The sequence below is a fragment of the Eikenella longinqua genome (genome assembly GCF_001648355.1).
In the GTDB taxonomy this organism is placed as follows: Bacteria; Pseudomonadota; Gammaproteobacteria; order Burkholderiales; family Neisseriaceae; genus Eikenella; species Eikenella longinqua.
The window spans coordinates 1-20,621 of the sequence record NZ_LXSL01000021.1 but is presented as its reverse complement, the minus strand read 5'-3'; the positions used below and the strand labels follow the sequence as shown (position 1 = coordinate 20,621).

Below are 20,621 nucleotides of genomic sequence, written 5' to 3'. Positions count from 1 at the left end.
GACAATCTTACACCTTCCCTGTTTTTCAGGTAGCCTCCAACCACTCCCAACAGGCTACCTGAAAACACTCACTCCTCAAACGGCTTGCGATGCCAAAACCGCCTGCCCAGCCGCCGCGGCCGCATTTCCCCGTTTTTCCCCAACACAAAATCCAGCTGCCCGCCGCGCGCCGTGGTGTAGAGCCGAATGCCGTGCGCCGAAAGCCGGTGGCGCACGATTTCAGCCGGATGGCCGTAGGAATTGGCAAAGCCGTTGGCCGCCACCGCCGCTTCCGGCGCCACCGTGTTCAAATAAGCCGACGAAGAAGACGAACGGCTGCCATGATGCCCCAACACCAGCAGCTGGCTGCGCAGCGAATCGCCATATTGCCCCACCAGCCAGCGCTCGCCCGCCACGCCCAAATCCCCGCCAATCAGCAGCGCCTGCCCGCCCGCCACCACGCGCAGCACGCAGCTTTGCTCATTATCGTCCGCCTCCGGGCTGCGCGGCGGCGTGAGAAACTCAAAATGCACTCCGTCCCACTCCCAAGCCGTATCGCCCGCGCACCACTCTGCGCCGCCACTGTGCCGAAGGAAAACCAAAAGCCCACGCTCAAAGCCGAAAGCGGGTCGAACAGCAACACCGCCGCCAGCGCCCAGCCCCACGCCCGCCAAGGCTGCGGGCTGCCGCGCCGATACCACTGCCAGGCAAACACCGCCAGCATCAGCAGGCTGCGCTGAATCGGCACGCCGAAGCCCGCCAGCGCCGAATAAAACAACGCCGCCGCCAAGCCCGCCGCCAAATACCAACGGCGCGGCTCCGCCAACGGCAGCTGCAGCAGCACCAGCCGCGCCAACCAAGCCGCCGCCAGCGCCACCATGCCGATGTGCAGCCCAGACACGCTGATCAAATGATTGATGCCCAAGTTGCGGAACGACTGCCAATGCTCGTCCGCCAGCCCGCCGTATCCGCCGCCGCCCAAAGCCTGCATCAGCGCCGCGCCGTTGGGATATTCCTGCGCCGCCTGCTGCCAATCCTGCTGCCGGTTGTAACGCCAGTTTTGCCAACGCGCCTGCCAGCCCGTGTCCGGCGCCAGTTTTGCCAACGCGCCTGCCAGCCCGTGTCCGGCGCCAGTTCTGCCCGTTCACGCGCCACCGAAGCGATGCCGTCGATGCGCCGGCTGAGCGCCCATGCCTCGCGGTCGAAGCCGTTTGCATTGCGCTCGCCCACCGTCGGCCGCACCCGTACCGTCATCCGCCAGCGGCTGCCCGGCCGCCATTCGCGCAGCTGCCGGTCGGACACCAGCAGCCGGTAGCGCCACCCCTCCTCCGTTTCCGCCCAAGCCTCAAAGCGCACCGCCTGCGCCGACACCTCCGCCACCGAGGCTACCTGAAAATCCAGCCGCACCCGCTGAAACTCCGGCTCGGCCGGCCACTGCTGCGCCAGCGCCAGCTGCACCCGCCACACGCCGTAGAGCAAACCCAAGAGCAAACACCACGCCCCGCGTGCCCGCTGCCAGCAGCCGAGCAAAGCCAGCAGCACCACCGAAGCAGAGGCAACAGCAGCAAAATGTGCTGCCGGCAAACCAAATGCCAGCAGCACACCCGCTATCCACCACCACAATCCGCCCCGAATCATTTGCCGTTCCCGCCGTTTTCCTGTTTGATCAAGCGGCCGATTTTATCGCAAATCCGGCCAATGTTTGGCAAAGCGGACACTTATAGTGGATTAACAAAAATCGGGACAAGGCGGCGAGCCGCAGACAGTACAAGCAGTACGGCAAGGCGAGCCAACGCCGTACTGGTTTTTGTTAATCCACTACAAAAACACTGCCGCCGCCATGCTGAACCCAAATCAGCAGGCAGGCGGCAGGCAAAAATAAAGCCTTGCACATCGGCAAGGCTTTAAGTTTTCAAGTAACCGCTGGATTACTTAACAGAGCTGGCAGCACCTTCAACAGCAGCAGTAGCTTCAGAAGCAGCACCTTCAACAGCAGCAGTAGCCTGAGAAGCAGCGCCTTCAACAGCAGAAGTAGCTTCAGAAGCAGCCTGTTCTACGGCAGAAGCGGCACCGGCAACTTCAGAAGCCATTACAGCTTCAGAAGCGGCGGAAGCAGCAGAAGCGTCAGAAGCAGCGGGAGCCGGAGCTTCGCCACCACAAGCAGCCAAGAACAGAGACATCAGGGCAGCGGCAAACAAAGATTTTTTCATGTTGAATTACCTCTAAACAAATTCAAGTTATAACTTTAAAAATTCCCTATCTGCGGACCTCTAGCCGTCGCACAGATAAATTCCAATTAAGAATTGCTGCGCATTATCCGCCGTTTGCCCGCCGCTGGCAACGCAATTATCCTAATCCGGCTTCCTGCCGCTGCGCCCGGCCGCCGGCAAAAAGCTGCGCCCGGCCGAGCATTAATTAACATATTCCGCCCCAATAACGGGGTGTTTCTATCGTTATAGCCAAAAAATATATATTTTTCATGCCAATATACTGCACTGCTTTCCTTTGCATATTTTTGCATTACGCCGGAGCGCGCGATAGTAAAACCCGTTTCCGCAAGCCGATTTAGCGTGTGCAAAAAAACAACAATCCCCGTTTCCGCACTTATCGGGTGGCATATTTTTGCCGCCGCTGTTCGTTTCTTCAAATAAGCCAACATCTGCTGCCAAAAATTTTCGCCTCGCAGAAACTTCAGCCTCGGTTTCGCCAAAACATCGGTCCACCTCGTTGAAGCTGACGCTTTAGCTTCGCAGAAACTCAGCCTTGGCTATGCCAAGACATCGCTTTCAGGTAGCCTCATTATGTCGCACATAGCCCCCGCCCGGCATTGCCGCTAAAATAATGCCTTTCCCACTTCGGCATTGCCGCCGATATTTTTCAGGTAGCCTTATATATGCTCGTTCTCGGCATCGAATCTTCCTGCGACGAAACCGGCGTGGCGCTCTACAGCACCGAACACGGCCTCGTTGGCAACCAACTGCACACCCAAATGGCCATGCACGCCGAATACGGCGGCGTGGTACCCGAGCTGGCCAGCCGCGACCACATCCGCCGCCTCGTGCCGCTCACCCAAGCCTGCCTGCGCGAAGCCGGTAAAAACTATGCCGATATCGATGCCGTCGCCTACACCCAGGGCCCCGGCCTCGGCGGCGCGCTTTTGGCCGGCAGCGCCTTTGCCAACGCCCTCGCCTTCTCGCTGGGCAAGCCCGTTATCCCCGTGCATCATCTCGAAGGCCACCTGCTCTCCCCGCTTTTGGCCGACGACAAGCCCGCCTTCCCCTTCGTCGCCCTGCTCGTGTCCGGCGGGCACACCCAATTCATGGCCGTGCGCGGCATCGGTGATTACGAGCTGCTGGGCGAAAGCGTGGACGACGCTGCCGGCGAAGCCTTCGACAAAACCGCCAAGCTGCTCGGCCTGCCCTACCCAGGCGGCGCCAAGCTCTCCGAACTCGCCCGCCTCGCCCGCCTCGGCCGCCCCGACGCCTTCAGCTTCCCGCGCCCTATGCTGCATTCGCACGATTTGCAAATGAGCTTTTCCGGCCTCAAAACCGCCGTGCTCACCGCCGTGCAAACCGTGCGCACCGATCACGGCGGCGGCCTGCCCGATGCCGTGCGCAACGACATCTGCCGCGCCTTCCAAGACGCCGTGGTGGATGTGTTGCTCGCCAAATCGCGCCAAGCCCTACTGCACACCGGCTACCGCACGCTGGTGGTGGCCGGCGGCGTGGGCGCCAACTGGAAGCTGCGCACCGAGCTTTCCGCGCTGCAAGTGCGCTCCGGCCCCAAGAGCCCGCCCGAAGCCGTGCGCACCTATTTCCCGCCGCTGCCGCTGTGCACCGACAACGGCGCCATGATCGCCTTCGCCGGCGCCATGCACCTGCAAGCCGCCCAAGCCGCCGCCGGCTTCAGCGTTCGCCCACGCTGGCCGCTGGCGGAAATCGTACGCTAAACAGTGTGCCGCAAAATTTTCAGGTAGCCTTTATTTGGTGTTGAGTCCACCTGAAAATGATGTCTTGGCCTAGTCAAGGCTGAGTTTCTGCGAAGCAAAAAATCATCCGCGCCATCTAAAGCAGCCTTCCCCCACTTCGCTTGCAAACGGGATTTCCCTTTTTCAGGTAGCCATCCGCCACGTGGTGTGAGGCTACCTGAAAACCCGTTTGCCTGTTGCCGGGCGCATTCAAACCGCCGCCTAGATTTTTCAGGTAGCCTTCGCCCCGCCAAACCGCCAAAAACCCTTTCCCCAAAGCAGGTTTGCCCGATTTAACCGCCACAACGCTGGCGCAAGCCCGAACGCTGCTTTACAATTCGCCCATTCCACCCGCAAAGCGGCAACTGCAAAGGATTTTCGCGATGGCAAAAAAATATTTCGGCACCGACGGCGTGCGCGGCGAAGTGGGCAAATTTCCGATTACGCCCGATTTCGTTTTGAAGCTGGCCTACGCCGCCGGCCAGGTGCTCACCAAGCGCGACGACGAACACAAACCCACCGTGCTCATCGGCAAAGACACCCGCATTTCCGGCTATATGCTGGAAACCGCGCTGGTGGCCGGCTTCACCGCCGCCGGCGTGAATGTGATCCAAACCGGCCCGCTGCCCACCCCCGGTGTGGCCTATCTCACCCGCGCCCTGCGCCTTTCCGCCGGCGTGATGATTTCCGCCTCACACAACCACTACGCCGACAACGGCATCAAATTCTTCACCGAAGACGGCATCAAGCTCTCCGACGAAATCGAGCAGGAAATCGAACAGCAGCTGGAGCAGGAAATGCACACCGTTTCCTCCGACCTGCTCGGCCGCGCCAAACGCGTGAGCGGCGCCGACGACCGCTACATCGAATTCTGCAAATCCACCTTTCCCGCCAACATGAACCTGCGCGGCCTCAAACTGGTGGTGGACACCGCCAACGGCGCCGGCTACCACGTGGCGCCCAAAGTATTCCACGAGCTCGGCGCCGACGTGATCGAAATAGGCAATCAGCCCAACGGCTTCAACATCAACCACAAATGCGGCGCCACCTACACCAAAACCCTGCAAGCCGCCGTGCTGCAAAACGAAGCCGACTACGGCATCGCGCTGGATGGCGACGGCGACCGCCTGATGATGGTGGACAAACAAGGCAAAGTGTACGACGGCGATTCGCTGATTTACGTGATCGCCCGCGCCCGCAGCAAAACCGGCACGCTCACCGGCGGCGTGGCCGGCACGGTGATGACCAATATGGCGATGGAGCTGGCCTTATCGCAACAAGGAATCGAATTTGCCCGCGCCAAAGTGGGCGACCGCTATGTGCTGGAGCAGTTGCAACAGCGCGGCTGGCAGCTCGGCGGCGAAGCCAGCGGCCACATCCTCTGCCTCGACAAACACAACACCGGCGACGGCACCATCGCCGCGCTGCAAGTGTTGGCCGCGCTGCAAACGCTGGATCAGGACTTGGCCGCCGCCGTGGATTGGCTGCCCTTCCCGCAAACTATGATTAATGTGCGCATCAGCAAAGGGCAGGATTGGCAATCTGCCTCCGCCGCCGCCCTGCAATCGGTGGAAACCGAGCTGGCCGAGCACGGCCGCGTGGTGCTGCGCGCATCCGGCACCGAGCCGGTGGTGCGCGTGATGGTGGAAGCCCGCGACACCAAGCTGGCGCAGCGCTGCGCCGAACGCATTGCCGAGAGCATCCGTCAAAAATAACGCCGTTTCACAGGAACACCCCTCACCATGCTTGATATCCTAGAAGCCTTGTTCACCCAATACGGCTATGCGGCCGTATTCGTGGTGTTGGTTGCCTGCGGCTTCGGCATCCCAATTCCCGAAGACATCACCTTGATTGCCGGCGGCGTGATTTCCGGCCTCGGCCACAGCAATGCGCATATTATGGTGGTGGTGGGCATGCTCGGCGTGCTCACCGGCGACGGCATGATGTTCATGCTCGGCCACACGTATGGCGACCGCATCCTCAAAGCCCGCTTCATCAAACGCCTGATGCCGCCGCACCGCTACCTGCAAGTGCAGGAAAAGTTCGACAAACACGGCAGCTGGGTGTTGTTTGTGGCGCGTTTCTTGCCCGGCCTGCGCACGCCCATCTTCATCACCGCCGGCATGAGCGGCAAGGTTTCCTTTTGGCGCTGGCTGCTGATGGACGGCCTCGCCTCGCTCATTTCCGTGCCCGCCTGGGTGTATCTCGGCCACTACGGCGCCGCCAACAAAGACTGGCTGCTGATGAAGGCGCACCAGTTCCAGCACATCCTGTTCGTGCTCATCGGCATCGGCGCCCTGGTGTTGCTCTACTTCTGGCAGCGCAAACGCCGCCGCAGCCAATTCTTCCACGCCAAGCTGCAAGAGCTGCGCCAAAAACGTCAGGCCGGGCAGGGCAAACGGCACAGCGGCAACGAACAAGAACCGTCAGAATAAGACTGTTTGCACCGCATCTATTGTTGCCAAACTTTTTCAGGTAGCCTCTGCATAAAAGGCTACCTGAAAAATAAAAACCGTAGGTCGGGCGTTCATGCCCGACATTTTGTTATCTCCTCCCTCGCCCCGCCTCCCGCCGAGGCTACCTGAAAAAAATGAAACTCACCCGCCGCCAACTGCTCGGCAGCGCCGCCGCCCTTTCCGCCGCCGCAGCTGCCTCCCGCTTAGGCTACCAACACCTCCAGCGCCGCCCGAGCGTGCACATCAACCGCATCGGCCTGCCCTTCGGCCACCAGTTGCGCAACGGCCAAGTTCCCCTCGAGCCCCAATCCGAACACCGCTGCCACACCCTCATCCTCGGCAGCGGCGCCGCCGCCCTTTCCGCCGCCTGGTATCTCGCCAAGCATGGCCAAAACAACTTCCTCCTCGCCGAAGGCATCGAGCGCAACGGCAACAACGCCGCCTATGTTTCAGGTAGCCTTTCCGCCCCCTCCGCCGCCCACTATCTCGCCCTGCCCTCGCTGGAAAGCATCTATGTGCGCCAGCTGCTCGCCGACCTCGGCATCCTGCTCAGCGGCATCGGCGAGCCCGAGCCCGTTTATCGCGAAACCGACCTCGTCTACGCCCCCACCGAACGCCTGCTCTACCAAAAACGCTGGCAATACTCCCTGCTGCCGCAAGAAGACGCCGACAGCCGCCGCTTCCACGCCCTGGTCGAACGCCTGCGCACCGCCCGCGGCCGCGACGGCCTCAAAATCTTCACCATCCCCGTTGCCCTCTCCTCCGCCGACGAAGAATGGCGCCGCCTCGACCAACTCACCTTCGCCGCCTGGCTCAAGCAGGAAAACTACCGCTCCCCCGGCCTGCTCTGGTATCTCGACTACTGCTGCCGCGACGACTACGGCCAAGGCATCGAGCAAGTATCCGCCTTCGCCGGCCTGCACTACTTCACCGCCCGCGGCCACACCAACGAAGCCGTGCTCACCTGGCCCGACGGCCTCGCCCACCTCTCCGAAGCCATCCGCCACCACATCCGCCTACAAACCATCGAAAGGCTACCTGAAAACCCCGAGCTCGCCTTCCCCCAGCCCACCGCTCTAGATGCCACCGCCCTGCAAATCAGCGAAACCGGTGAAGACGTAGCCGTGATCCTGCGCCACAACCAAAGCGGCCACACCGCCCTCATCCGCGCCCAACACGTCATCTGCGCCATGCCCCTGATGGTGGCCGCCCGCATCATCGCCCAGCCCCAGCGCTACGGCTTCTCGCTCAACCTGCCCGCCTACGCCCCCTGGCTGGTGAGCAATTTCGTGCTGCACAGCTTCCCCAAAGAAGCCCAACACAGCGAGCTCGCTTGGGACAACGTCGTATATGGCAGCCGCGGCCTCGGCTACGTCGTTTCCACCAACCAGCTCATCCGCACCGCCAAACCCGAACGCAGCATCTTCACCGCCTACACCGCCCTCAACCACGACAGCCCCTCCGAAATCCGCCGCTGGCTGCTCAAAGCCGGCGAAGAAGAGCTGCTCGAACACGCCGCGCAAGACCTCATCCAAGCCTACGGCCCCGGCTTCTGGCAGCACGTGTCCGCCGTAGATATCGGCGTGCGCGGCCACGGCATGAGCGTGCCTACGCCCGGCTACCTCACCCAAGAAACCCTACTCCAACTGCGCCAACACCGCTCCCGCCTCCTCTTCGCCCACAGCGACCTGAGCAGCTATTCCGTAATGGAAGAAGCCGTGTATTGGGGCGTGGAAGCCGCCAAGAAAATCCTGCCGCGCTAAGCCGGCAGCGCCCAACCGCCACACACGATAAAGGCTACCTGAAATTTTCAGGTAGCCTCTCTATTTCCCGCACCATTTGCCAATCACTCCTCGCGCGCCTGCCGCACAAATCGCGCCATCAAATCCCGGCTCTTGATGCCCGGCGCCCGCTCCACCCCGCTGGACACATCCAGCCACGCCGCGCCGGTTTGCCGCACGGCTTCCGCCACATTGTCCGCGTTCAGCCCGCCCGACAGAATCCACGGCAGCGGCATGCTCTCCGGCAGCAGGCGCCAATCGAACGATTGCCCCGTGCCGCCGTATTGGCCTTCGATGTGCGCATCCAGCAGCAGCGCGGCAGCATCGGCATAGCGGGCGGCGGCATCGGCAATATCCCGCGCCTGCCGCACGCGCACCGCCTTCCAATAAAGCTTGCCGAACTGGCAGCAAAACTCCGGCGGCTCGTCGCCGTGAAACTGCAATATATCAATCGGCAGCTGTGCCAGCACCGCACGGACGCTTTCCGCCGATGCGTTCACAAACAGCGCCACCTTAGCCACCTGCGGCGGCAGCGCCGCCACCACTTCCCGCGCCTGCGGCACGCTCACATAACGCTTGCTCTGCGGGTAAAACACCAGGCCGACGGCATCGGCGCCCAGCTCGGCGGCGGCTTGCGCGTCTTGCGGGCGGGTGAGGCCGCAGATTTTGATTTTCGGCATCGGGATTCCTTTCAGGTAGCCTTCCGGACGGGCGGCAGATATAGTGAATTAACAAAAACCAGGACTGCGTTGCCTCGCCTTGCCGTACTAGCTGTACTGTCTGCGGCTTCGTCGCCTTGTCCTGATTTTTGTTAATCCACTATGTTTTCAGGTAGCCTTTGCGTTTTGCAGCACGGCCAGCAGCTTGGCTTCGTCTAAATGCCAGTGGCAGATTTCCTCGCCGCCGTGCAGCAGCACCGGCACCAGCTCGTTATAGCGCGCTTCCAGCCCGGGATCGTCGTCCACATCCAACACTTGCAGTTCAAAACCGTATTCGGCCTGATAGGGCTGCAAGGCGGCGCGCATCTGGTGGCACAGGCTGCAATATTCGCGGAACATCAAGGTTAAAGTCATGCGTTTATCTCGTTGCAAACACGGCAAACGTTATAAATCAGGAAACAGCCAGGCGGGCAGCGGCGGCGTGGGCACGCCCCATTGCGGCGGGTAGTCCACGCCGGTGAGGTAGAGCCCGTCGGGCATAAAGGTAGGTGGCGCCAGGCGGCGGCTGCGGGCAGCCAGCAAATCGGCGAACTCGGGCACGGCCAGCTTGCCGCAGCCCACATACACCAGCGCGCCCATGATGTTGCGCACCATGTGGTGCAAAAAAGCGTTGCCGTGGAAATCCACCGCCAGCAGCTCGGGCGTGCCGTGCAGCGACACGCTGTATAGGGTTTTCACCGGTGATTTGGCCTGGCACTCGGCGGCGCGGAAGCTGGAAAAATCGTGTTCGCCCACCAGCAGCGCGGCAGCTTGGCGCATGGCTTCGATATCCAGCGCGTAATGCGTCCAGCCTGCGCGGGCGGCCAGCAGCGGCGAGCGCACCGGCGCCGATTGCAGCAGATAGCGGTAGCGCCGGCCGCAGGCGTCGAAGCGGGCATGAAACTGCGGCGCCACTTCGCGCACCTGCCACACCGCCACGCCTTCGGGCAGGTGCGCATTCACGCCGCGCACCCAAGCCTGCTCCGGCCGGCGGGCGGCGGAATCGAAGTGCACCACCTGCGCCGTGGCGTGCACGCCGGTATCGGTACGGCCGGCGGTGATAACGCTTATCGGCTCTTGGGCAATCGCGCTCAGGGCGTTTTCCAAGGCGTTCTGCACGGTGGTGATGCCGTCGGCCTGTTTCTGCCAGCCGAAAAATCGGCTGCCGTCGTAGCTGACAAACAAGGCGCGGCGTTGCGGGGCGGGAGAAGGCATAAAAAGTGGCGCAGTAAGGGGGAGGCGTTTGCTGGTTTGGTTGGCGTGGAAATTTTTCAGGTAGCCTGATAGCGGGTTAATGCTCTGCGGCATAAGGCGGCGAAGCGCAAACCCGTATCGTGAAATAAACTTACACCGATACGGCGAGGCAAGCTAGCGCCGTATAAAAACTTCAGTTCATTCGCTATTTTGTCTTATTTCTGCCTAACCGCTGCACACCAAGCCTGCATAAATGCCTGGTTGCAAAAACCCGGGCAATGCTGCCCGGGTTGGGATAGGCTACCTGAAAGCATCAGCTTCAGCGGAGCTAAAATCAGTGGCCGATGTCGTTCAACAGTGCCTGTGCCTGTGCCTGAATGCTGCTGCCTTCCGATTCGTTAATCAGTTCCAGCAGGGTCTGGCGGGCGGTGTTGGCGTCGTCGATTTCCAGATACATCTTAGCCAGTTCCAATTTGGCTTCCAGCGCCTCTTTCGGCAGCGGGCCGGCCACAGCGGGCTCGTCCGCCACGGCGGCAGGCTGGGCTGCCGGAGCAGTCTCAACAACAGGCTCGGCTGCCGGAGCAGACGGCGTGTCGAAATCCAAATTGAAATCCATCGTGTTGGAAGCGGCAGGCGCTTCTTCTTGCTGCGGGCTGGCTGAATCCAGTTCCGGCATCTCGAAAGACAGCGCGGTATCTTCCACTGCCGGGGCTTCCGGCTGGGCTGGCACGTCGAAATCAACGGTCGGCGCGGGCTCGGTTTGGAAAGACTGCGGCACGGCAGCCGGGGTTTCGTCCAACACCCAATCCAAACCCTCGGCCGTTTCTGCCGGAGCGGCAGCCGACGCAGCTTCCACCGGAGCGCCCACATCGGCCGGCTCTTCGCTGCCGAAGTTCAGCCATTCGTCTTCTGCGGCCGGAGTTTCCGCCACAGGCGCGGCCGGGGCGGCTGCTTGGGCGGGCGCGGCCGGTTCTTCTTCGGCCTGGGCCAGCCAGCTCCAGTCATCAGCTTCTGCCTGCTGGGCGGCTTCAGTAGTGCTGGGCGTGCTGCCCAGCTGCTGCTGTTCGTCCAAATGGCTCAAATCCAAGCCCAAGTCTTCTTCACTCACCGTTGGCTGCGGGGCAACGGGAGCGGCCGGCGCAGGCTGGGGAGCCGGTGCGGCAGGCGCGATGGGCGCGGCGGCAATACTGTCGGAATGGTCGGTAACGCTTTCGAAATACAGATCGTCGTCGTCATCATCTTCCTCATCAACCGCTGTCCGGCCGCGCTTAGGTGCTGCACCTTTGCGGCGGCGGTTTAGCAGCAGATAAGCCAAACCGCCCAATACCAAGAGGCCGCCACCGCCATACATGGCCATCTGCATAATGTCCATGCCTTCTTCTTCCATCGGCGGCTCTTCTACTACAGGCGGAGCCACCACAGGCGGAGCAGGCTCGACTACCGGCTCGGAAACCATCATGTCGGAAGCCTGTTCGGGCATGCTGGCCACCACTTCGGCCTGATCTGCCGGCAATACGTTTGAAGCAGGCACTTCGGCCACAGGTTCACTCACTGCCGGCGGCACAGCAGGCTGCGGCGGCTGGGCGGGTTCCACAGGGGGAGCGGGCGGCGGGGTAACCGGCTGCTGCACTGAGGCTGCAGGTTTGGTTTCCACCGGCGGAGTCGGCGCGGTGGTTACCGGCGGTTGTTGAACAGCCGGCGCGGTATCGGCGGCGGCACGTTCGGATGAAGTGGTCACGCGGCGCGGCGGGTTATGTGCCAAACGGCGCAGAGTGGCCGCATCGGGAATAATCAAAGTGGCGCCGCGATACATCAAGTCCGGATTGCCGTTGCGGAAGGCGCGCGGATTGGCAGCCACCAGCGCATTGATGGTTTGGCGCAGGGTCATGCCGGAGGGTTTAACTTGTTCGGCAATATCCACCAGCAGTTCGCCGTCTTTAATCTGATAGCTTCTGCCTTGAATCTGCACCGGTGCTTCGCGGCGGCCGGCGCGTTCTTGATGCCGGGAGGAGCGGCGGCGGCTCGGTTCGGCTTCGGCACGGCGTTCGCGACGCGTGTGGTTGGCAGCGGCATCGGGATGCTGGTAGTCGCGGGGATCCAGCATGGCGGTATATTGATGGTTTTGGTTGCCCACGCCGAGCCAGAATGTCATCACCGGCTCTTTAATCGGCGCGCTGGAACGCAAGCGGATAACGGCCCGGTCGGCACCTTGGCGGGTAACCGTGGCGTTCAGGTTTGCGCCGTTGATGGTAGGCTTGGCCGAGCCGGCCAGTGCGCGGGCTTCGTCGCCGGTTACCACCACAGTGGCGGAAAAAGGCTCGTTCAGGCGCGAATGCACCTGCATGCCGCCCATCGCGGCATAAGCGTGAACCGAAGCAACCAAACCCAGAGAAGCGGCAATCAGCTTCATTTTATACTGCTTACAAAACATCAAATCCCCCTTACAACCTTAAAGTAATGCTCGTTAAGCTTCTGAGCTAACAGAAGAATACAGGCTGACGCAAGCAATCTCCCAGCCCGATTCGGCCTAACGCGCAACGGATTAAATTCTTTAAACCTAGGTATCATATCGTTTATTTCCTATTTATGCCAAGCCATTTCTGCCATTTGCCCCCATTTTCTATACAGGAATGAAACATTTTTTAATTATTTAACGGAACACGGCTATTTGAAATTTTCAGGTAGCCTGCCTGAGTGCACTGTTGCCAAGATAGGATGATGCGGCTTGATTCAGCGATATTTAAGTGCAGAATCGCCGTATTTGCTTTAAGATTGGCACTTCCTTGATTATCCCCAAACCACACCCACATTGAAGGGATATAAAATGCTGTTTATGCTGATGGCCTCAGATGTTGCCGATTCCACCGAAGCCCGCCTGGCCGCCCGCGAGGCACATTTGGCCAGGCTGAAAGCCCTGCAAGAGGCCGGCAGGCTGGTATTGGCCGGCCCCTGCCCCCTGCCCGACGGCGAACACGGTTTTTCAGGTAGCCTGATTGTGGCCGAATTCGAATCGCTTGATGCGGCTGAAGAATGGGCCGGGCAAGACCCTTATGTGGAAGCCGGCGTGTATGCCGAAATCCTCATCCGCCCGTTTAAGAAAGTGCTGCCCGAATGAGCGCGCACACCATCCGCCAACGCCTGCAGGCCGCCTTCGAGCCCGAACTGCTCGACTTGGCCGACGAAAGCCACCTGCACATCGGCCACGCCGGCAACACCGGCGGCGGCCACTACCGGATACACATTGTCAGCCCGCGCTTTGCCGGCATGAGCCGCATCGAACGCCAGCGCGCCGTGCAAGCGCCTTTACACGACCTCTATCCCGGCCAAATCCACGCCCTGAGCATCCGCGCGCAAACGCCGGAAGAGTACCGAAGCTGAAAATCCTTTATAATCCAAACATAGCCAATCTTTCCATTTGAGGACGACAACATGAAACGCACTTCACTCGCACTGCTGCTCACCACAGCCCTGGCCGCCGCCCCGCTGGCTGCCCAAACCATCGTAACCGTAAACAACACCCGCATCGACAGCGCTGAAATCGACCAGCAGGTGAAGATCATCAACGAGCAGAGCAACGGCCAAGTGCCCGACAGCCGCGAGCTGCGCGAAAACATCGCCCGCCGCCTCGTTACCCGCGAGTTGATGATTCAAGAATCCCGCCGCCTGCGCCTAAACGAAACCCCCGAATTCAAGCAGATTATCGAGCGCGCCCGCGCCGACGCCCGCAGCAGCGGCGAAGACCGCAAACCCACCTTCCAGCAAGACTGGAACACCTTCGAAGGCAACGTTACCGCCCAAGCCCTGGTTGCCCACATCCTGCGCAGCAAGCCGGTAACCGACACCCAAGTGCAACAGGCCTACCAGGAAATCACCAACCGCTACCGCGGCACGCAGGAAGTGCAGCTCGGCGAAATCATCCTCGATAACGCCGACAACGCCCAAAAAGCCATTTCCGACCTCAAACGCGGCCGCCGCTTCACCGACGTGGCCCGCCAATACACCATCGACACCCCAAGCCGCGCCAACGGCGGCATCAGCCCCTCCTTCACCCCGCTGAAAGACTTGGAAGAAGGCGCGCCGATGGTGTACAACGCCGTCAAATCCCTGCAGCAGGGCAAATTCACCGAAACCCCGGTGCAGAGCAACGGCATCTACGCCGTCTTCTATATGGCCAACAAACGCCCCGTGCGCGTGCCGCCCTTTGCCCAGCTCAAGCCGCAAATCCAGCAAGATTTGCGAAACCTGCTGATCGAGCAAGAAATCGCCCGCCTCTACCAGCAGGCCACCATCCGCTAATCTCCATTGAGCGCAACATAGCGGCTGCTTTTCCGGCAGCCGCTATCATTCAATCCAACAAAACAATCTTTTAGGAACACACCGCCATGCAAAAGAAAACCCTCGCCGCCAGCCTGCTCGCCCTCGCCGCCTTCACCGCCGGCTGGGCCATCGCCGCCGCCCCGCAGATTGACGAAAACCGCATCGCCCAGCAGGTGAAAACCTTGCAGCAGCAAGCCCCCGCCCAGCCCGGCGAGCCCGCACCCGATGCCGAGCAACTGCGCCAATACGCCGTCAAACAGCTACAAATAGACGAAGTGCTCAAAGCCGCCGCCATCCGCGCCGGGCTCGATAAAAATCCCGACATCCAAGCCCGGCTTGCCAACCTCGAAGCCAATTTCTACGCCCAGGCCTATGCCCAACACCTCGCCGGCCAAGTGCGCGTGAGCGACGCCGAAGCCCGCCAGCTCTACGCCGCCATGACCCAGCAAATCCAGCTACAACACATCCAATTCGCCAGCCAGGCCGAAGCCGACGCCGCCATCGAATCCCTGCGCAAAGGCCTCAGCTTCGAGCAGCTCATGGCACGCTAGCCCAACGGCAGCAGCGAAGCCAACTGGCTCAGCCTCCAGCAGCTGCCGCCGCCCATCGCCGACACCGTGCGCGGCATGACCCGCGGCCAAATCAAACCCCTGCCCCTAGGCAACGGCAACATCCTCCTGCTCAAACTCAGCGCCACCCGCCCCATGGAAGACGCCCCGCCCTTCGAGCAGCTCAAACCCCGCCTCGTCGAACAAATCCAACAGCAGCAAGCCCAACAAACCATCCTCAAGCTGCTGCAAGAAAACGGCATCGACCCGAACTAACCAAAAGGCTACCTGAAAATTCAGGTAGCCTTTTTCACCCCGCAACACCAAGGCTACCTGAAATATCCGCCCGCGATTTTCAGGTAGCCTTTCAAGCCTTTGTAAGGACACATAAATCCTGCCCTTCTGTTTTTCAGGCAGCCTCCCGCACACGGCAGAGGCTACCTGAAAACTTGCCCGCCCGAAAACAGCCGTCCTCACGCGCAATGCCAAGCGCCGAGAACATACGGCCGCGCCGCGCCGGTGGCGGCATGCGGGTTGCCGGGCTGGCGCTGGAGGCGGCAGGCGGCGAGCCAGGCAAAGGCGGCGGCTTCCACCCATTGCGGCGGCAAGGCGAGCTCGTTGGTGGAAGCGGTGCGGATGCCGAGGGCGGCCAGCCGCTCGGCCAGCTCGCCCATCAGCACGGGGTTGAACACGCCGCCGCCGCACACGAACACTTCGCGCGCATCGGGAGCGTGCGTGGCAATGGCGTCGGCGATGGTTTGCGCGGTGAAGGCGTTGAGCGTGCGCACGATGTGGGGCGGGCCGTAGTTGGGTTTCAGGTAGCCTTGCAGCCAATCGTGCGAGAAGAGGTCGCGGCCGGTGCTTTTGGGCGGGGGGCGGCGGAAATAGGGATGGGCGAGCAGGGCTTGCAGCAGCTCGGGGATAACGTGGCCGCCGGCGGCAAGCTGCCCGTCGCGGTCGCAATCTTGGCCGAAGCGCTGCTGTATATAGGCGTCGGCCAGCATATTGCCCGGGCCGGTGTCGAAGCCGTGCGGGGGCGTGCCGGGCTGCAACACGCTGATGTTGGCGATGCCGCCGATGTTGAGCACCACGCGGCTGTGCCCGGGGCTGCCGAACACGGCCTGGTGGAAGGCGGGCACCAGCGGGGCGCCCTGCCCGCCGCCGGCCATATCGCGGCATCGGAAGTCGCCGACGGTGTCGATGCCGGTGAGCTCGGCCAAGAGCGGCAGGTTGATAAGCTGCACGGTGTAGCCGTGCTCGGGGGCATGGCGGACGGTTTGGCCGTGGGCACCGATGGCGGCGATGTCGGCCGGGGCGAGCTTTTGCTGCGCGAGCAGGCCGTGCACGGCTTGGGCGTTGAGCCGCGCCAGCTCTTGCGCGAGCATTTCGCTGCGGTGGATTTCGTGGGCGCCGCTGTCTTGCAAGGCGAGCAGGCGTTGGCGCAGGTCGGGGCTGTAGGGCACGGCAAAGTGGCCGAGCGCGCCCTGCCAGCGCGCGCCGTCGAGCGCGGCCAGCACGGCGTCCACGCCGTCCATGCTGGTGCCGGACATCAAGCCGATATAGTGTTGGGTCATGGCGGATAAGCAGTGTGGGAAACGGCGGCATTATATAGCGAACGGCGGCCTTCCGCGCTGCGGTGCTTGGGCTATAATGCTTGGCGATATTTTCAGGTAGCCCCTGGTGCAGTAAAGGCTACCTGAAAAAACTGAACATCACTCCACCGCCAAGGAATCCCCATGCATACCCTGCTCCAGCGCATCATCACCCAGCTCAATATCCTCCGGGAGCAATACCCGGCCGCCGTGGCCGAACTCGGCCTCAACTACACCCTCAATCCCGACGCCGGCGAAGCCGATTTCGCCCGGCTCGAACAAACACTAGGCTTTCCCCTGCCCGAAGACTTCAAAGCCCTCTACCGCGCCGCCAACGGCGAAAACGGCATCGCCGGCGTATTACTAGACCAAGAATGGCTGTCGATTGAACGCATTATCCAAGAATACGGCACGTGGAAATCCCTGTTTGACGACGGCAGCTTCCAACGTCCCGACCACACCGATTTCGGCTGTTCCCCCGAACACCCCGGCATCAAGCCCGATTTCTGGTGGAATCCCAAATGGATTCCGCTCACTGCCGATGGCGGCGGCAACGGCATGATGATCGACCTCGACCCCGCCCCAAGCGGCACAGCCGGGCAAATCATCCAAATGTGGCACGACAGCCCCGAACGCAGCCTCGAAGCCCCCTCCCTGCATGCCCTGTTGGCGCAATTCGCACAAGACCTGGAAAGCGGCCAATACCTGCTGCATGAAGATTACGGCCTGATTTCCCAATCAGAATTCAAAGAATTGGAGCAACACCAATCACAAACTGCCTGAAAAACCATCCTCATATCAACGAATGAATATTTTCAGGTAGCCTCTGCCGCGGTAAAGGCTGCCTGAAAACGAACACAGTGAGTTTCCGCAAAGCTAAAAACACCCGCCCCAACCCAAACCCAAAACACCCCATGAACCGTGCCATCCAAACCCAATTCAACGCCGCCTCCGCCCGCTACGACAGCCAGCGCCGCGCCCTCATCCCCTGCTTCGACCTGTTCTACCAAACCGCCGCCGGGCTGGCCGAAAGCGTGCCAAACGTGCGCCGCATGCTCGACCTCGGCGCGGGCACCGGGCTGATAAGCGCGTTTGTGTACGAACGCCGCCCCGAAGCCGAATTCGTGCTCGCCGACATCTCCATGCAGATGCTCGCCAAAGCCCGCGAACGCTTCCACGGCTTGCCGAATTTCCGCTTTATCGAACAAGACCTCACGCAGCTCGAACCGTGCGAGAGGCTACCTGAAAACTGCTTCGACCTCATCATCTCCGCCCTCGCCATCCACCACCTGAGCGGCGCGCAAAAGCAACCCTTGTTCCGCCAAATCGCCCGCCTGCTCGCCCCGCACGGCCGCTTCATCAACGCCGACCAGGTGCTGGGCGAAACCCCCGAGGCCGAAGCCGCCTACACCCAAGCCTGGCGGCAACACGTCCTGCACCATCCCGGCTTATCCGAAGCCGACAAAGCCGCCGCCTTCGAGCGCATCAAGCTCGACCGCATGAGCAAGCTCTCCGAGCAGTTCCAATGGCTGCACGAAGTTGGTTTGCAGCCTGCACTGTATTTTCAGCATTACAATTTCGTCGTGTTTGCCGCAGATAAAGGGAAGGCTACCTGAAAACCCGTTTCTGGTTTTTCAGGTAGCTTTTGTTAATTCCTAAGGCTAAACTTCAGCATCATCATGTATGGGTTGTGCCATGATTACCACCCGTATAGACTGATTCACTGTTATCAATTAAAGGAGAACTTCCGATGGGAAAAGTTACACAAGAACAATATATAGCAGCTTATGAGAGAGCTGTTCGAGTATATAACGGAGAATATACAAGAATAAGTGGAGCAAAATATCTGCATGATAAACATGGTATCAACCAATCAACTGCGGATGAATTTATCAATAAATATAGATGCATGCGCGAAGGGAAATCCTTTTCCAGAGGCGCAAGCATAGAGGCAATAAGCTTATTTTTTAAATAAAATTTATGAAACCAATGGTGATGATGCTTTACTAACAGCTATCCGCTCAGTGCATCTGCATATCAAACAATCTAACTCCCCCATGCCTGGTCTTCGTAAGGTATTAGAAGAGTTTGAGCAAAAAGTTCCGAGTAACTTAGATGCATTAAATGCTGAGGAACATAAAAGAGTTACTGAATCTCTAAGGATAAGTTCAAAAGAACGTAAAAAGAGATTAGACGCAGCACCAAAAAAACCAGAAAAAGAAATTATTAGGGTTGTACGATTTAAAAGAAATCCTGATGTTGTGGCTGAGGTTTTGGAAAGAGCAAAAGGAATCTGCGAAGTGTGTAACAATCCTGCCCCTTTTATCAGAAAATCAGATGACAAGCCTTACTTAGAGGTTCATCACAAAATCCGATTAGCAGATGGCGGAGAGGATAGTGTAGAAAATGCCATTGCACTCTGCCCAAACTGCCATCGTAATGAACACTATGGAAAATAACTCTCTCAAAAATAAGGAATCCCCATGACCAACAACAAAACCTGGTCCGGCCGCTTCAACGAGCCCGTGTCCGAACTCGTCAAACAATACACCGGCTCGATTGGTTTCGACCAACGCCTCGCCCGCTGGGACATCCAAGGCTCGCTCGTCCACGCACAAATGCTGCACGAAGCAGGCGTGCTCTCCGCGCAGGATTTGGCCGATATTCAGCGCGGCATGGCCGAAATCCAGGCCGAAATCGATTCAGGCAGCCTGCAGTGGTCGCTCGATTTGGAAGACGTGCACATGAACATCGAACGCCGCCTCACCGATAAAATCGGCGACGCGGGCAAACGCCTGCACACCGGCCGCAGCCGCAACGACCAAGTCGCCACCGACATCCGCCTGTGGCTGCGCGACGAAATTGCCGTCATCCGCACGCTCATCCAAGACGTGCAGGCTGCCCTGCTGGATTTGGCCGAAGCCAACGCCGCCACCGTCATGCCCGGCTTCACGCATTTACAGGTAGCCCAGCCCGTCAGCTTCGGCCACCACCTGCTCGCCTATGTGGAAATGCTCGGCCGCGACAGCGAACGCATGGCCGACTGCCGCCGCCGCACCAACCGCATGCCCTTGGGCGCGGCCGCATTGGCCGGTACCACCTTCCCCATCCGCCGCGAGCGCACCGCCGAACTCTTGGGCTTCGAGCAAATCTGCCAAAACTCGCTCGATGCCGTGTCCGACCGCGATTTTGCCGTCGAATTCACCGCCGCCGCCTCGCTGATTATGGTGCACCTGAGCCGCCTATCGGAAGAACTGATTTTGTGGATGTCGCCGCGCTTCGGCTTTATCGACATCGCCGACCGCTTCTGCACCGGCTCATCCATCATGCCGCAGAAGAAAAACCCCGACGTGCCGGAACTCGTGCGCGGCAAATCGGGCCGCGTCATCGGCCACCTCACCGGCCTGATTATGCTGATGAAATCCCAGCCGCTGGCCTACAACAAAGACAATCAGGAAGACAAAGAGCCGCTGTTTGACACGGTGGACACGCTCATTGACACGCTGCGGATTTACGCCGACATGATGCGCGGCATCACCGTGAAGCCCGAAGCCATGCGCGCCGCCGTGCTGCAAGGCTTCGCCACCGCCACCGATTTGGCCGATTATCTCGTCAAAAAAGGCCTGCCCTTCCGCGACAGCCACGAAGCGGTTGCCCAAGCCGTGCGCCACGCCGAACAGGCAGGCTGCGGGCTGGAAGACCTGCCGCTGGACGTGCTGCAAGGATTCAGCGCGCTGATTGACAACGATGTGTACCAAGTGCTCACGCCCGAAGGCAGCCTGAACGCCCGCAACCACCTGGGCGGCACCGCGCCGGAGCAGGTGAAGTTTCAGGTAGCCCGCTGGCGCGGATTGCTGGAGAAACAGGCTTGAAACGTATTTTTCAGGTAGCCTCAATCCCGGCTCTATCCGCTTGCGGTATGCTGGCCGGAACACAAAAGATACCGTAATCGAAAGTCAAGCACTTTTTAAAAACGCAAGCAACAGTAAGGCGGCGATAGCCATCGGCTACCGCTTTTTTGCAACACTTTAGACTGCTGTTTTACGCTGGTTTGTGCCGATTCTCGTCAAACGGCTGGCCGGATTTGAT

Annotated in this window: 24 protein-coding genes; 14 read left to right on the top strand and 10 right to left on the bottom strand. The window is 60.4% G+C overall.

Translation table 11 applies throughout. The features are described 5' to 3' along the window. Positions 1-68: 68 nt before the first annotated feature. From A7P95_RS11940 to A7P95_RS11650, 5 genes are all read right to left on the bottom strand, one after another. Positions 69-449 carry a ComEC/Rec2 family competence protein gene (locus A7P95_RS11940; RefSeq protein ID WP_067592790.1) on the bottom strand — a complete coding sequence of 127 codons (381 nt, stop codon included), beginning with the start codon at positions 447-449 and terminating at the stop codon, positions 69-71. Continuing rightward, on the bottom strand, positions 413-1,084 hold the full coding sequence (locus A7P95_RS11935; protein ID WP_179945905.1) for a ComEC/Rec2 family competence protein: 672 nt from the start codon (positions 1,082-1,084) through the stop codon (positions 413-415). The genes A7P95_RS11940 and A7P95_RS11935 overlap by 37 nt, the downstream gene beginning before the upstream one ends. Beyond that, positions 970-1,617: a DUF4131 domain-containing protein gene (locus tag A7P95_RS11930; protein WP_067592783.1), complete on the bottom strand. Its 648-nt coding sequence runs from the start codon at positions 1,615-1,617 to the stop codon at positions 970-972. The genes A7P95_RS11935 and A7P95_RS11930 overlap by 115 nt, the downstream gene beginning before the upstream one ends. A 290-nt stretch (positions 1,618-1,907) precedes the next feature. After that, a complete protein-coding gene (locus A7P95_RS11165; RefSeq protein ID WP_082890754.1) occupies positions 1,908-2,189 on the bottom strand; it encodes a hypothetical protein in 282 nt (93 codons plus the stop codon). A gap of 86 nt (positions 2,190-2,275) precedes the next feature. Further along, positions 2,276-2,638, bottom strand: coding sequence for a hypothetical protein (locus tag A7P95_RS11650; protein WP_156503526.1), 363 nt, complete (start codon positions 2,636-2,638; stop codon positions 2,276-2,278). Between the two features lie 234 nt (positions 2,639-2,872). Between A7P95_RS11650 and tsaD the strand changes: the two genes are divergently transcribed. The 4 genes from tsaD to A7P95_RS06250 all read left to right on the top strand — a co-directional run bounded on the left by tsaD (position 2,873) and on the right by A7P95_RS06250 (position 8,165). Next, the gene (tsaD, locus tag A7P95_RS06265) at positions 2,873-3,928 is read left to right on the top strand and encodes a tRNA (adenosine(37)-N6)-threonylcarbamoyltransferase complex transferase subunit TsaD (protein WP_067592780.1); all 1,056 of its coding nucleotides are present in this window, start codon (positions 2,873-2,875) and stop codon (positions 3,926-3,928) included. Between the two features lie 401 nt (positions 3,929-4,329). Then, entirely contained in the window at positions 4,330-5,661 is a 1,332-nt protein-coding gene (gene glmM / locus A7P95_RS06260) for a phosphoglucosamine mutase (protein WP_067592778.1), read from the top strand. A gap of 27 nt (positions 5,662-5,688) precedes the next feature. Further along, positions 5,689-6,381, top strand: a complete 693-nt coding sequence (locus A7P95_RS06255; protein ID WP_067592775.1) for a DedA family protein — start codon at positions 5,689-5,691, stop codon at positions 6,379-6,381. 155 nt (positions 6,382-6,536) lie between these two features. Next, a complete protein-coding gene (locus tag A7P95_RS06250) occupies positions 6,537-8,165 on the top strand; it encodes an FAD-dependent oxidoreductase (protein WP_067592772.1) in 1,629 nt (542 codons plus the stop codon). Positions 8,166-8,248: 83 nt separating this feature from the next. On the opposite strand, the gene A7P95_RS06245 is transcribed toward A7P95_RS06250, so the two are convergent. The 4 genes from A7P95_RS06245 to A7P95_RS06230 form a co-directional block, all read right to left on the bottom strand. Next, positions 8,249-8,863, bottom strand: a complete 615-nt coding sequence (locus A7P95_RS06245; protein WP_067592770.1) for a phosphoribosylanthranilate isomerase — start codon at positions 8,861-8,863, stop codon at positions 8,249-8,251. A 147-nt stretch (positions 8,864-9,010) separates the two neighbouring features. After that, positions 9,011-9,256, bottom strand: a complete 246-nt coding sequence (locus A7P95_RS06240; protein ID WP_067592767.1) for a glutaredoxin family protein — start codon at positions 9,254-9,256, stop codon at positions 9,011-9,013. A 30-nt stretch (positions 9,257-9,286) separates the two neighbouring features. After that, entirely contained in the window at positions 9,287-10,096 is an 810-nt protein-coding gene (gene truA / locus A7P95_RS06235; protein ID WP_067592886.1) for a tRNA pseudouridine(38-40) synthase TruA, read from the bottom strand. A gap of 313 nt (positions 10,097-10,409) precedes the next feature. Then, a complete protein-coding gene (locus tag A7P95_RS06230) occupies positions 10,410-12,485 on the bottom strand; it encodes a FimV/HubP family polar landmark protein (protein WP_067592764.1) in 2,076 nt (691 codons plus the stop codon). Positions 12,486-12,899: 414 nt separating this feature from the next. Here A7P95_RS06230 and A7P95_RS06225 point away from each other — a divergent pair, with 414 nt between their 5' ends. The 5 genes from A7P95_RS06225 (at position 12,900) to A7P95_RS11155 (ending at position 15,216) form a co-directional block, all read left to right on the top strand. Further along, the gene (locus A7P95_RS06225; RefSeq protein WP_067592761.1) at positions 12,900-13,190 is read left to right on the top strand and encodes a YciI family protein; all 291 of its coding nucleotides are present in this window, start codon (positions 12,900-12,902) and stop codon (positions 13,188-13,190) included. Next, positions 13,187-13,453, top strand: coding sequence for a BolA family protein (locus tag A7P95_RS06220; RefSeq protein WP_067592758.1), 267 nt, complete (start codon positions 13,187-13,189; stop codon positions 13,451-13,453). The genes A7P95_RS06225 and A7P95_RS06220 overlap by 4 nt, the downstream gene beginning before the upstream one ends. Before the next feature lie 51 nt (positions 13,454-13,504). Continuing rightward, complete coding sequence (locus A7P95_RS06215) at positions 13,505-14,371, top strand: peptidylprolyl isomerase (RefSeq protein WP_067592755.1); 867 nt, start codon at positions 13,505-13,507, stop codon at positions 14,369-14,371. A gap of 86 nt (positions 14,372-14,457) precedes the next feature. Beyond that, a complete protein-coding gene (locus tag A7P95_RS11160) occupies positions 14,458-14,943 on the top strand; it encodes a hypothetical protein (protein ID WP_082890752.1) in 486 nt (161 codons plus the stop codon). A 75-nt stretch (positions 14,944-15,018) separates the two neighbouring features. Next, positions 15,019-15,216 carry a hypothetical protein gene (locus A7P95_RS11155; RefSeq protein ID WP_082890751.1) on the top strand — a complete coding sequence of 66 codons (198 nt, stop codon included), beginning with the start codon at positions 15,019-15,021 and terminating at the stop codon, positions 15,214-15,216. Between the two features lie 197 nt (positions 15,217-15,413). On the opposite strand, the gene A7P95_RS06205 is transcribed toward A7P95_RS11155, so the two are convergent. Continuing rightward, positions 15,414-16,514, bottom strand: coding sequence for an anhydro-N-acetylmuramic acid kinase (locus A7P95_RS06205; protein ID WP_067592752.1), 1,101 nt, complete (start codon positions 16,512-16,514; stop codon positions 15,414-15,416). A gap of 162 nt (positions 16,515-16,676) precedes the next feature. Between A7P95_RS06205 and A7P95_RS06200 the strand changes: the two genes are divergently transcribed. The 5 genes from A7P95_RS06200 to argH all read left to right on the top strand — a co-directional run bounded on the left by A7P95_RS06200 (position 16,677) and on the right by argH (position 20,404). Then, positions 16,677-17,315, top strand: a complete 639-nt coding sequence (locus A7P95_RS06200) for an SMI1/KNR4 family protein (RefSeq protein ID WP_067592749.1) — start codon at positions 16,677-16,679, stop codon at positions 17,313-17,315. A gap of 131 nt (positions 17,316-17,446) precedes the next feature. Continuing rightward, positions 17,447-18,148 (top strand): class I SAM-dependent methyltransferase, encoded by a 702-nt coding sequence (locus A7P95_RS06195; RefSeq protein WP_067592748.1) that lies wholly within the window; start codon positions 17,447-17,449, stop codon positions 18,146-18,148. Positions 18,149-18,282: 134 nt separating this feature from the next. Then, positions 18,283-18,507, top strand: a complete 225-nt coding sequence (locus A7P95_RS11645) for a hypothetical protein (protein WP_156503525.1) — start codon at positions 18,283-18,285, stop codon at positions 18,505-18,507. A gap of 49 nt (positions 18,508-18,556) precedes the next feature. Next, a complete protein-coding gene (locus tag A7P95_RS11150) occupies positions 18,557-18,991 on the top strand; it encodes an HNH endonuclease (protein WP_218916360.1) in 435 nt (144 codons plus the stop codon). A gap of 24 nt (positions 18,992-19,015) precedes the next feature. Continuing rightward, positions 19,016-20,404 (top strand): argininosuccinate lyase, encoded by a 1,389-nt coding sequence (gene argH, locus A7P95_RS06190; protein ID WP_067592745.1) that lies wholly within the window; start codon positions 19,016-19,018, stop codon positions 20,402-20,404. Positions 20,405-20,621: the final 217 nt, after the last annotated feature.